Annotated in this window: 10 protein-coding genes; 8 read left to right on the forward strand and 2 right to left on the reverse strand. The window is 56.9% G+C overall.

The window, feature by feature from the left end; genetic code table 11:
* Window positions 1-30: 30 nt before the first annotated feature.
* From purB to SB719_RS08445, 4 genes are all read left to right on the forward strand, one after another.
* Window positions 31-1,401, forward strand: a complete 1,371-nt coding sequence (gene purB, locus SB719_RS08430; RefSeq protein WP_065649566.1) for an adenylosuccinate lyase — start codon at window positions 31-33, stop codon at window positions 1,399-1,401.
* A gap of 108 nt (window positions 1,402-1,509) precedes the next feature.
* A complete protein-coding gene (gene phoP, locus SB719_RS08435) occupies window positions 1,510-2,178 on the forward strand; it encodes a two-component system response regulator PhoP (protein ID WP_065649567.1) in 669 nt (222 codons plus the stop codon).
* Window positions 2,179-2,182: 4 nt separating this feature from the next.
* Window positions 2,183-3,643 carry a two-component system sensor histidine kinase PhoQ gene (phoQ, locus tag SB719_RS08440; protein WP_065649568.1) on the forward strand — a complete coding sequence of 487 codons (1,461 nt, stop codon included), beginning with the start codon at window positions 2,183-2,185 and terminating at the stop codon, window positions 3,641-3,643.
* 58 nt (window positions 3,644-3,701) lie between these two features.
* Window positions 3,702-4,823 carry a JmjC domain-containing protein gene (locus SB719_RS08445; protein WP_412159129.1) on the forward strand — a complete coding sequence of 374 codons (1,122 nt, stop codon included), beginning with the start codon at window positions 3,702-3,704 and terminating at the stop codon, window positions 4,821-4,823.
* A gap of 51 nt (window positions 4,824-4,874) precedes the next feature.
* Here SB719_RS08445 and pepT read toward each other — a convergent pair whose 3' ends face one another.
* Entirely contained in the window at window positions 4,875-6,104 is a 1,230-nt protein-coding gene (gene pepT / locus SB719_RS08450; RefSeq protein ID WP_065649570.1) for a peptidase T, read from the reverse strand.
* Between the two features lie 286 nt (window positions 6,105-6,390).
* Between pepT and potA the strand changes: the two genes are divergently transcribed.
* Genes potA through potD form a run of 4 tightly spaced genes read left to right on the forward strand, consistent with a single transcriptional unit; the run spans window position 6,391 to window position 10,171 of the window.
* Window positions 6,391-7,506 carry a spermidine/putrescine ABC transporter ATP-binding protein PotA gene (gene potA, locus SB719_RS08455; protein ID WP_412159130.1) on the forward strand — a complete coding sequence of 372 codons (1,116 nt, stop codon included), beginning with the start codon at window positions 6,391-6,393 and terminating at the stop codon, window positions 7,504-7,506.
* Window positions 7,499-8,350, forward strand: coding sequence for a spermidine/putrescine ABC transporter permease PotB (gene potB / locus SB719_RS08460; RefSeq protein ID WP_167350687.1), 852 nt, complete (start codon window positions 7,499-7,501; stop codon window positions 8,348-8,350). Before potA ends, potB begins: the two co-directional genes overlap by 8 nt.
* Window positions 8,347-9,120, forward strand: coding sequence for a spermidine/putrescine ABC transporter permease PotC (gene potC / locus SB719_RS08465; RefSeq protein ID WP_065649573.1), 774 nt, complete (start codon window positions 8,347-8,349; stop codon window positions 9,118-9,120). The genes potB and potC overlap by 4 nt, the downstream gene beginning before the upstream one ends.
* A gap of 10 nt (window positions 9,121-9,130) precedes the next feature.
* Complete coding sequence (gene potD / locus SB719_RS08470) at window positions 9,131-10,171, forward strand: spermidine/putrescine ABC transporter substrate-binding protein PotD (RefSeq protein WP_065649574.1); 1,041 nt, start codon at window positions 9,131-9,133, stop codon at window positions 10,169-10,171.
* Between the two features lie 32 nt (window positions 10,172-10,203).
* Here the strand turns inward: potD and cobB are convergent, their stop codons facing one another.
* The gene (gene cobB / locus SB719_RS08475; protein WP_314688648.1) at window positions 10,204-11,037 is read right to left on the reverse strand and encodes a Sir2 family NAD+-dependent deacetylase; all 834 of its coding nucleotides are present in this window, start codon (window positions 11,035-11,037) and stop codon (window positions 10,204-10,206) included.
* Window positions 11,038-11,181 lie beyond the last annotated feature (144 nt).

The following is an 11,181-nucleotide window of genomic DNA, read 5'->3' on the forward strand; positions in this document are numbered from 1 at the left end:
TCATCTGTTAACGTTTCAGGAGTTGCACTGATGGAATTATCCTCTCTGACCGCCGTCTCACCCGTTGATGGCCGTTACGGCGATAAAGTCAGCCCGCTGCGCGCCATTTTCAGTGAGTTTGGTTTACTGAAATTCCGCGTGGAAGTGGAAGTTCGCTGGTTACAGAAACTGGCTGCGACCGCAGAGATCAGGGAAGTTCCTGCATTTGATGCCGACGCAAACGCTTTCCTTGATGCGATTGTCAGCAATTTTAACGAAACTGACGCCGCACGCATCAAAACGATAGAGCGCACCACCAATCATGATGTGAAAGCGGTTGAGTACTTTCTGAAAGAGAAAGTGGCTGATGTCCCTGCGCTGCAGGCGGTCTCTGAGTTCATCCACTTTGCCTGCACCTCTGAAGATATCAACAACCTCTCCCATGCGCTGATGCTGGAAACCGCCCGCCGCGACGTCATCATGCCTTACTGGCAGAAGATCATCACTGCGGTGAAAGGACTGGCGCAGGAGTATCGCGACATCCCGCTGCTTTCCCGTACGCATGGCCAGCCTGCTACGCCGTCAACCATGGGCAAAGAGATGGCCAACGTGGCCTACCGCATGGAGCGTCAGCTGCGTCAGCTGGGCAACATTGAGGTGCTGGGCAAAATCAACGGCGCCGTCGGCAACTACAATGCGCACATTGCGGCTTATCCGGAAGCGGACTGGCATCAGATCAGCGAAGACTTTGTGACCTCGCTTGGCATCACCTGGAACCCTTACACCACGCAGATTGAGCCGCACGACTACATTGCAGAGCTGTTTGACTGTATGGCGCGTTTCAACACTATCCTGATCGATTTTGATCGCGATATCTGGGGCTATGTTGCGCTGAACCACTTTAAACAGAAAACCATTGCCGGCGAAATTGGCTCCTCGACGATGCCGCACAAGGTCAACCCCATCGATTTTGAAAACTCTGAAGGTAATCTGGGTCTGGCAAACGCGGTGATGCAGCACCTCGCCAGCAAGCTGCCGGTTTCGCGGTGGCAGCGCGATCTCACCGACTCAACCGTTCTGCGCAACCTCGGCGTCGGCGTCGGCTATGCGCTGATCGCCTATCAGTCCACGCTGAAAGGCATCTCCAAACTGGAGGTGAATCGCGATCGCCTGCTGGATGAGCTGGATCACAACTGGGAAGTGCTTGCCGAACCGATTCAGACCGTGATGCGCCGTTACGGCATCGAAAAACCTTATGAAAAGCTAAAAGAGCTGACGCGCGGCAAGCGCGTGGACGCGGCGGGCATGCAGGCCTTTATCGACAGCCTGGCGCTGCCGGAAGAAGAGAAAGTGCGCCTGAAGCAGATGACGCCGGCTAACTATCTGGGCCGCGCGGTACAGATGGTCGATGATCTGAAGTAATCCCGTCCGCACAGGCGCGCGCCGCGCGCCTGTTGCGTTGTTCTCTGGTTTAGCTCCCTTCACGTATACTCACTTTATTATCACTGAGTTTGCAGGTAAGGAAAAAGTATGCGTGTTCTGGTTGTGGAAGATAATGCTCTGCTGCGCCATCATCTCGCCGTTCAGCTGCGTGATATGGGGCATCAGGTTGATGCCGCTGAAGATGCGAAAGAAGCTGACTACTTTCTTCAGGAACATCTGCCTGACATTGCGCTGGTTGATCTTGGCCTGCCAGACGAAGATGGCATGTCGCTGATTCGCCGCTGGCGCAGTGACGCGGTACGCCAGCCAATTCTGGTGCTGACGGCGCGCGAAGGCTGGCAGGCAAAAGTTGAAGCCCTGGAAGCAGGCGCGGACGACTACGTTACCAAGCCCTTTCATATTGAAGAGGTTGCTGCCCGCCTGCAGGCGCTGATGCGGCGCAATAGCGGACACGCTTCGCAGATCATCTCCCTGCCGCCGTTTCAGGTCGATCTCTCCCGTCGCGAGCTCTCGGTGAATGAGGTGCCGGTAAAGCTGACGGCGTTTGAATACACGATTGCGGAAACGCTGATCCGCAACGCGGGAAAAGTGGTCAGCAAAGATTCGCTGATGCTGCAGCTCTATCCCGATGCCGAACTGCGCGAGAGCCATACCATTGATGTGCTGATGGGCCGCCTGCGTAAGAAAATCCTTGCACTGCATCCGACCGAAGTGATCAACACGGTACGCGGTCAGGGCTACCGCTTCGATCTCTGACTGCATGAACTGGTTTCGCCGGCTGCGCCCGCTCTCGCTCCGTACCCGCTTTCTGCTGGCGACGGCCGCCGTAGTGCTGGTTATCTCACTCTCTTATGGCATGGTCGCGGTTATCGGCTACGTCGTGAGTTTTGATAAAAATACCTACCGCGTGCTGCGCGGCGAGAGCAATCTCTTTTTTACCCTGGCGCAGTGGCAGGACAACAAACTCACCATCGCGCAGCCAGAGCGCATGACGCTGAATTTCCCGACGCTGGTCTTTATCTATGATGAGCGCGGCAAGCTGCTGTGGCAGCAGCGCGACGTGCCGGAGATCCGGGATAAAATTCAGCCAGAGTGGCTGCTTAAACCTGACTTTTACGAAATTGACACCAGCAACCGCACCAGCCTGACGGCATTAGGCGATAACATACAGGCGCAGCAGCAGCTGCACGCGCTGGACAGTAACAGTAACGACACCTTTACCCATTCAGTGGCGGTGAATCGCTACGACGCGACGGTGAACCTGCCGGCGCTGACCATTGTGGTGGTTGACTCCATTCCGCAGGAGCTGCAGCACTCAGACGTGGTGTGGTCATGGTTCAGCTATGTGCTGGCAGCCAATCTGCTGCTGGTGATCCCGCTGCTCTGGCTGGCCGCACACTGGAGCCTGCGCCCGATTGGCGATCTCACCGCGCAGGTGCGCGAGCTGGAAACCGGTCAGCGGGAAAACCTGGGCGACAACCCGCCGCAGGAGCTGAAAAGCCTGGTGCGCAATCTTAACCTGCTGCTGACCAATGAACGCCAGCGCTACACCCGCTACCGCACCACGCTCTCTGATTTAACCCACAGCCTGAAAACGCCGCTGGCGGTGCTGCAGAGTACGCTGCGCTCGCTGCGCAACGGTAAATCGCTGACGATTGAACAGGCAGAGCCGGTGATGCTGGAGCAGATCAGCCGTATTTCACAGCAGACGGGTTACTATCTGCATCGCGCCAGTATGCAGGCCGATCACAACCCGCTGCAGCGCGATTTTCATTCGGTTTCGGCCCTGCTGGACAGCCTCTGCTCTGCGCTCAACAAGGTTTACCAGCGCAAGGGGGTGGAGATCACCCTCGACATTCCGCCCGAGCTGGTTTTTGTCGGCGATCAGAATGATTTTATGGAAGTGCTGGGCAACGTACTGGATAACGCCTGTAAATATTGCCTGGAGTTTATTGAAGTGAGCACGCGCCAGACTGACCAGGCGCTGCATCTGTTTATCGACGATGACGGGCCGGGTATTCCTGAAAGCAAGCGCGACCTGATTTTTGTACGCGGCCAGCGGGCCGATACGCTGCGGCCGGGACAGGGACTGGGGCTTGCGGTCGTGCGGGATATTCTTGAACAGTATGCCGGAACCGTGATCGCCTCTGCCAGCCCGCTGGGCGGCACGCGCATGGAAGTGGTGTTCCGGCGGCAGGAAGTTACACATCACCGCGAGTAGAACCGGCTGCAGACTGTTATACTTGCCAGCAATTATTGCTCCAACCGGAATGCTTCGTATGGATTATCAGCTCGATATCAACCAGGCCGACTTTATTCAGCGCTACTGGCAGAAACGCCCGGTCGTGCTTAAACGCGGCTTTAAAAATTTTGTGGATCCCCTCTCTCCGGATGAGCTGGCGGGTCTGGCGATGGAAAACGAGGTGGACAGCCGCCTCGTCAGCCATCAAAACGACAAATGGCAGGTCAGCCACGGCCCGTTTGAAAGCTACGACCATCTGGGTGAAAACAACTGGTCACTGCTGGTTCAGGCGGTTAACCACTGGCATGAGGGCTCTGCTGCCCTGATGCGCCCGTTCCGCTTTCTGCCCGACTGGCGCATCGACGATCTGATGATCTCGTTTTCAGTACCGGGCGGTGGCGTGGGGCCGCATTTCGATCAATATGATGTCTTTATCATTCAGGGCACCGGCCGCCGGCGCTGGCGCGTGGGTGAAAAGGTGCCGATGAAGCAGCACTGCCCGCATCCCGATCTGCTTCAGGTTGCGCCGTTTGACGCCATCATTGATGAAGAGCTGGAGCCGGGCGATATCCTCTATATTCCGCCGGGTTTCCCGCATGAGGGCTACTCACTGGACAATGCGCTCAACTATTCAGTCGGGTTCCGGGCGCCTAATGGCCGTGAATTAATCAGCGGCTTTGCGGACTATATGCTGGCCCATGAGCTGGGCAGCTATCGCTATAGCGATCCGGAGGTGCCTCCGCGCAGCTGTCCGTCGCAGATCCTGCCTTCTGAAGTGGAAGGCATTCGCCAGGTCATGCTGGACGTGATCAATCAGCCGGAGCAGTTCAGCCAGTGGTTTGGCGAATTTATTTCGCAGTCGCGCCATGAGCTGGACGTTGCGCCACCGGAGCCGCCTTATCAGCCGGATGAAATTTATGATGCGCTGCAGCAGGGCGATACGCTGACGCGGCTTGGCGGCCTGCGTGTACTGACGCTGGGTGATGCCGTCTATGTTAATGGCGAGCAGATCACCAGTCAGCATCCGCAGGTGCTGGCCGCGCTGGCGCACCGGCACGAACTCGCTCTGGCAGATTTCGGTGACGCGCTGGATGACCCGTCACTGCTGGCCCAGCTGGCCGGCCTGGTGAACAGCGGCTACTGGTTCTTTGCTGATTAAGATCTTTTCCCGCGCCTCTCCTGCGAGCAGGAGAGGCGCGATGCGCCACCGTTACGCCTTCTTCTCTGCCGCCAGCGCAGAGAGCCGCACAATCACTTCTGTCGCTTTTTGCATCACATTCAGTGAAGCAAACTCATGTTTGCCGTGGTAGTTATAGCCACCGGTAAAGATATTCGGACAGGGCAGCCCTTTCCACGACAGCGCAGAACCGTCAGTGCCGCCGCGAATCGGCTTCACGTCAGGCTCAATGCCGCAGTCGCGCATCGCCTGCAGCGCCAGCTCAATAATATGCGGATGCGGCTCCACTTTTTCGCGCATATTGCGATAGCTGTCGCTGATCTCTACTTTAACCGAACATTCGCTCTGCAGCCCTTTGCCCACCCGCTGTCCGATATTCTCCAGCAGCTGTTTGCGCTGTTCATAGCTGTCTGCATCAAAATCGCGGATCAGGTACATCAGCTCAGCGTGCTCCACCGTGCCTTTGATGGAGTGCAGATGGAAAAAGCCTTCGTAGCCATCAGTGAACTGCGGCTTCTCTTTAGCAGGCAGCTCGGCATGAAAGCGCATCGCCAGATCCAGCGCATTCACCATGACGTTCTTTGCGCTGCCCGGATGCACATTATTACCGGTGATATAGACCATTGCGGTTGCGGCGTTGAAATTCTCAAACTCAAACTCACCCAGCCCGCTGCCATCCATCGTATAGGCCCAGTCGGCCGCAAACCCTTCCACGTCGAAGTGCGACGTGCCGCGGCCGATCTCTTCATCCGGCGTAAAGGCAACCCGGATAGCGCCGTGCGGCACGTCGCCCTTCGCCAGCTCCGCCATTGCCGTCATAATTTCTGCAATGCCCGCTTTATCATCCGCGCCCAGCAGCGTTTTGCCATCGGTGGTAATCAGCGTATGTCCGGTCAGCTTATGCAGCACCGGGAACATCACCGGCGACAGCACTTCGTCACCGTTCCCCAGGGCAATGTCACCACCGCGATAGTTTTCCACAATCTGCGGATTAACATTTTTCGCCGTGTAGTCTGGTGAGGTATCCATATGAGAGATAAAGCCGATAACCGGCACCGGCCAGTCGACGTTGGCCGGCAGCGTACCCATTACGCAGCAGTGGTCACTCAGTGATACATCAACAAAGCCCAGCGCAATCAGCTCTTCCTGTAACTGACGCGCCAGGATCCACTGCCCCTCACTGCTGGGCACCTGCCGCGCCTGCGGTTTAGCCTGCGTCTCTATCGCTACATAGCGCAGAAAACGCTCCAGTAACTGTTCCATCTGTTATCCCCCTGTTTAAGCCGGTGTTATTATGGTGGCGGCAACTGTACGCCGCGTTGCGTTATATCACTCTTCTTTAGGTTAGCCTGCCTGCCGGGTACTGTACCAGGTAAATTATTGCCGGCTGACGTGCCATGCATAGTTCGGTAATTTGCCCTCTTTTCCGGGTAATTCAGCGGTAAACCATGGCATTACATAAATTTTCAGGTATTATCCCGCCTTCACTACGGCTCGCTGTCGCCGGCAGCGAGGCGGTATCCTGCTCCCTTCAGACTGAGTGACTAAAATGACGCAAACATGCGCACAACAGGCGCTGGTTACGCTTTCTGGCATCAGTAAAGCTTTCGATGGGAAAACCATCATCTCAGATTTCGACCTGCATATCGGACACGGGGAGTTTATTACCCTGCTCGGTCCGTCAGGCTGCGGGAAAACCACCATTTTGCGCCTGCTTGCCGGACTGGAAAACACCGACAGCGGCCGTATCACACTGGATGGCAGCGATATTACCGATACGCCCGCCGAACAGCGTCATATCAATACCGTGTTTCAGAGCTACGCGCTGTTTCCGCATATGTCCGTGTTTGAAAACGTCGCATTTGGTCTGCGCATGCAGAAGCGCCCCGCCGGTGAAATCGTGCAGCGTGTTGATGAAGTGCTGGCTATGGTGCAGCTGGAGCGTTTTGCCGACCGGCGCCCGCACCAGCTCTCAGGGGGACAGCAGCAGCGGGTGGCTATTGCCCGCGCCGTGGTCAACCGGCCAAAAGTGCTGCTGCTGGATGAGTCTCTCTCGGCACTGGATTATAAGCTGCGTCGTCAGATGCAGAACGAGCTGAAAGCGCTGCAGCGCAAACTGGGTATCACCTTTGTCTTTGTCACCCACGATCAGGAAGAGGCGCTCTCCATGTCAGACCGCATCGTGGTGATGCGCGATGGTCGCATTGAGCAGGATGGCACGCCGCGTGAAATTTATGAAGAGCCGGGCAATCTGTTTGTGGCGCGTTTTATCGGTGAAATCAACGTCTTTGACGCCGAGGTGATCGCGTGCGACCGCGCGCCCAGGATCCGCGCGCGCGTTGAAGGCATCGCCTGCGATCTGCACTGCCCGTTCCCGGTGGCACCCGGTGATAAACTGCACGTACTGCTGCGCCCGGAAGATCTGCGCGTTGAAGAGATTGCCCATGACAGCCGCAGCGAGTATCTGACCGGTTTTGTTCGCGACCGCAGCTATAAAGGCATGACCCTGGAGTCCTCGGTGGAACTGGAGAACGGCAAGCTGCTGACGGTCAGCGAGTTCTTTAACGAAGATGACCCCGATTTTGACCACTCGCTGAATCAAAAAATGGCCATCCGCTGGGTGCCGGACTGGGAGGTGGTACTGCCCTATGAAACTGATGCGTAATCGTCTGCAGAAAGCGATTGTTGCCCTGATTGTCAGCTGGCTGGCGCTGTTTGTGCTGTTACCTAATCTGATGATTATCGCCACCAGCTTTCTGACGCGCGATGATGCGCATTTTGTCAGCATGGTATGGACCTTTGATAACTATCGCCGCCTGCTCGACCCGCTCTACGCCAGCGTGCTGCTGCATTCGCTGAATATGGCGTTTATCGCCACCCTGTGCTGTCTGCTGCTGGGCTATCCGTTTGCCTGGTGCCTGACCCGGCTCTCGCCGCGGCTGCGTCCGCTGATGCTTTTTTTGCTGATTGTACCCTTCTGGACCAACTCGCTGATCCGCATCTATGGGCTGAAGATCTTTCTCAGCACCCGCGGCTGGCTGAACGACGTTCTGCTCTGGCTTGGCGTGACAGACAAACCCTTTCGTATCATGTTCACCTCTGAAGCGGTGATCCTGGGTTTAATCTATATTCTGCTGCCGTTCATGGTGCTGCCGCTCTACTCCAGCCTGGAGAAGCTCGACCGATCGTATCTTGAAGCAGCGCGCGATCTCGGTGCCAGTAAGCTACAGACGGTTGTACGCATTATTCTGCCGCTGACCCTGCCTGGCATTGTCGCCGGCTGCCTGCTGGTGTTTATCCCGGCGATGGGTATGTTTTACGTGGCGGATCTTATGGGCGGTGCCAGAAATCTGCTGATTGGTAACATTATCAAGAGCCAGTTTCTGAACATCCGCGACTGGCCGTTTGGTGCAGCAACCAGCGTGGTGATGACGCTGCTGATGGGCATTATGCTGCTGTTCTACTGGCGTGCGGCGCGGCTGCTGAATAACCGGGTGGATCTCTCATGATGACGCGTCTGCTACGCGGTGGCTTTATGACCGCGATTTACGCCTGGCTCTATATTCCGATGATTATCCTGATCGTGAACTCTTTTAATGCTTCGCGCTTCGGCATTAACTGGCAGGGATTCAGCATGCGCTGGTATCAGCTGCTGCTGAATAACGACAGTCTGATTCAGGCAGCACAGCACTCGCTTATCATGGGTGTGCTATCCGCAACCTGCGCCACGCTGATCGGGGCGCTGACGGCAGTCGCGCTCTACCGCTACCGTTTTCGCGGTAAACCTTTCGTCAGCGGCATGCTGTTTGTGGTGATGATGTCGCCGGATATTGTCATGGCAATCTCCCTGCTGGTGCTGTTTATGCTGCTGGGTATCTCGCTCGGCTTCTGGTCGCTGCTGTTTTCGCATATCACCTTCTGCCTGCCTTTTGTGGTGATTACCGTTTACTCGCGCCTGAAAGGATTTGATGTCCGTATGCTGGAGGCGGCAAAAGATCTCGGTGCCAGCGAAATGACCATTTTGCGTAAAATCCTGCTGCCGCTGGCGATGCCGGCCGTAGCGGCGGGCTGGCTGCTGAGTTTTACCCTCTCTATGGATGACGTGGTGGTCTCGTCATTCGTTACCGGACCGGGGTTTGAGATCCTGCCGCTGAAGATCTACTCCATGGTGAAGGTCGGTGTTTCACCCGAAGTGAACGCGCTGGCGACGATCCTGCTGCTGCTGTCGCTGCTGCTGGTGGCGGTGAGTCAGCTACTGCTCCGTGATAAAACCCAATAGAGGATACCCCATGAAAAGACAATCTTGCTGGCTGGTAGCCGGAGCGCTGGCGCTGTGTATGCAGAGCGCGCAGGCTGATGACAAGACGCTCTACTTCTACAACTGGACGGAATATGTGCCGCCGGGTCTGCTGGAGCAGTTTACCAAAGAGACCGGGATCAAAGTGATCTACTCCACCTATGAGTCCAATGAGAGCATGTACGCCAAGCTGAAAACCTGGAAAGATGGCGCTTACGATCTGGTGGTGCCCTCAACCTATTTTGTGGCCAAAATGCGTAATGAGGGGATGCTGCAGAAGATCGACAAAGCGCAGCTGAGCAACTTTAAAAATCTCGATCCCGACCTGCTTAACAAGCCGTTTGATCCCGGTAACGACTACTCTGTTCCCTATATCTGGGGCGCGACCGCCATCGGTGTCAACAGCGATGAGATCGATCCCAAAACGATCACCCGCTGGGCTGATCTCTGGAAACCGGAGTATAAGCAGAGTCTGCTGCTGACGGATGATGCGCGTGAAGTGTTCCAGATGGCGCTGCGCAAGCTCGGGTATTCCGGCAATACGCAGGACCCGGCGCAGATCACTGCCGCCTGGGAGGAGCTGAAAAAGCTGATGCCCAACGTACTGGCGTTTAACTCCGATAATCCGGGCAACCCGTTTATGGAGGGCGAAGTGAACGTCGGGATGATCTGGAACGGCTCCGCTTATGTGGCGCGTCAGGCGGGCACCCCGCTGAGCATAGTCTGGCCGGCAGAAGGCGGCATTTTCTGGATGGATAATCTGGCGATCCCGGCCAACGCGAAAAACCGGGAGGGGGCGCTGAAGTTGATCAACTTCCTGCTGCGCCCTGAGGTGGCAGCTCAGGTGGCAGAAACCATTGGCTACCCGACGCCTAATCTGGCAGCAAAGAAGCTGCTGCCTGCGGCCGTAGCGCAGGATCCGTCACTCTACCCGCCAGCTGATGTGATCAGAAAAGGCGAATGGCAGAATGACGTCGGGGCCGCCAGCGTACAGTATGAAACGCTGTTTCAGAAGCTGAAAGCCGGCCGCTGATGGCTCAGCCGGGCGCCGCACGGGCGCCCGGTTCAGTGCGCCAGGCTCTCCAGCAGGCGCTGCACAAATGCCGGTACCACTTCGCTTGCCAGACCATACTTTCCTTCAGCAAACTCATTGCCCACCTGACTCGGCTCCAGGTTCAGCTCAACCGTGTGCGCACCCTGCAGCGTGGCTTCATGCACAAAGCCGGCGGCGGGATAGACATGCCCTGAGGTGCCGATGGCGATAAACAGATCGACCTGCTGCATCGCCTCATAGATCTCTTCCATGCCGAGCGGCATTTCGCCAAACCATACTACATGCGGCCGCAGCCGGGCCGGAAACTGACAGCAGGTGCAGCGATCGTCTGCAGTGACGTCGCTATACCACGTCACCACCTGGCCGCTCTCTTCACAGCGTACTTTCAGCAGTTCACCATGCATATGCAGCACGCGCTGGCTGCCGGCACGCTCGTGCAGATTGTCGATGTTCTGTGTGACCAGCAGAAAATTATCGCCCAGTGCCTGCTCCAGTTCTGCCAGCGCCAGGTGCGCGGCGTTAGGCTGGATCTCCGGCTGCTGCAGCTGCTGGCGGCGAATATTATAAAAGCGCTGAACCAGCGCCGGATCGCGACGGAATCCTTCCGGGGTGGCGACATCTTCAATGCGATGCTCTTCCCACAGGCCGTCAGAGGCGCGAAAAGTCCGGATACCTGATTCGGCCGAAATGCCGGCACCGGTCAGCACCACAACGCGCGGCAGCGGATGCGCGGCGAGTTCAGCGCTGCGATCGCGCTCAAAGATGCGCTGACGAAAGCGCTGATGCACTTTACGGCGGTTTTTCCTGTCGCGGGCGAGTCGTAGGCGGCGGCGCTGTATGCGCATAAAAACTCCTTGATCTGCGGCGCGGTACGCCGTGTTTCGGGTGTTGTAGTGGGCAATGGTGTCCCGATAATAACGACTGCGCGGCGATACCGCCCTGCGCAGACGCTGAATCTGTACGCAGCTGCCGGAGCGGCTGCCGGGGTG

This window comes from Pantoea sp. SIMBA_079 (assembly GCF_046940275.1).
GTDB lineage: Bacteria > Pseudomonadota > Gammaproteobacteria > Enterobacterales > Enterobacteriaceae > Pantoea > Pantoea borealis.

Bases quoted from the DNA above. Each gene is read 5' to 3' on its own strand.
- purB (WP_065649566.1), top strand. From the start codon at position 31: ATGGAATTATCCTCTCTGACCGCCGTCTCACCCGTTGATGGCCGTTAC.
- phoP (WP_065649567.1), top strand. From the start codon at position 1,510: ATGCGTGTTCTGGTTGTGGAAGATAATGCTCTGCTGCGCCATCATCTC.
- phoQ (WP_065649568.1), top strand. From the start codon at position 2,183: ATGAACTGGTTTCGCCGGCTGCGCCCGCTCTCGCTCCGTACCCGCTTT.
- SB719_RS08445 (WP_412159129.1), top strand. From the start codon at position 3,702: ATGGATTATCAGCTCGATATCAACCAGGCCGACTTTATTCAGCGCTAC.
- pepT (WP_065649570.1), bottom strand. From the start codon at position 6,104: ATGGAACAGTTACTGGAGCGTTTTCTGCGCTATGTAGCGATAGAGACG.
- potA (WP_412159130.1), top strand. From the start codon at position 6,391: ATGACGCAAACATGCGCACAACAGGCGCTGGTTACGCTTTCTGGCATC.
- potB (WP_167350687.1), top strand. From the start codon at position 7,499: ATGCGTAATCGTCTGCAGAAAGCGATTGTTGCCCTGATTGTCAGCTGG.
- potC (WP_065649573.1), top strand. From the start codon at position 8,347: ATGATGACGCGTCTGCTACGCGGTGGCTTTATGACCGCGATTTACGCC.
- potD (WP_065649574.1), top strand. From the start codon at position 9,131: ATGAAAAGACAATCTTGCTGGCTGGTAGCCGGAGCGCTGGCGCTGTGT.
- cobB (WP_314688648.1), bottom strand. From the start codon at position 11,037: ATGCGCATACAGCGCCGCCGCCTACGACTCGCCCGCGACAGGAAAAAC.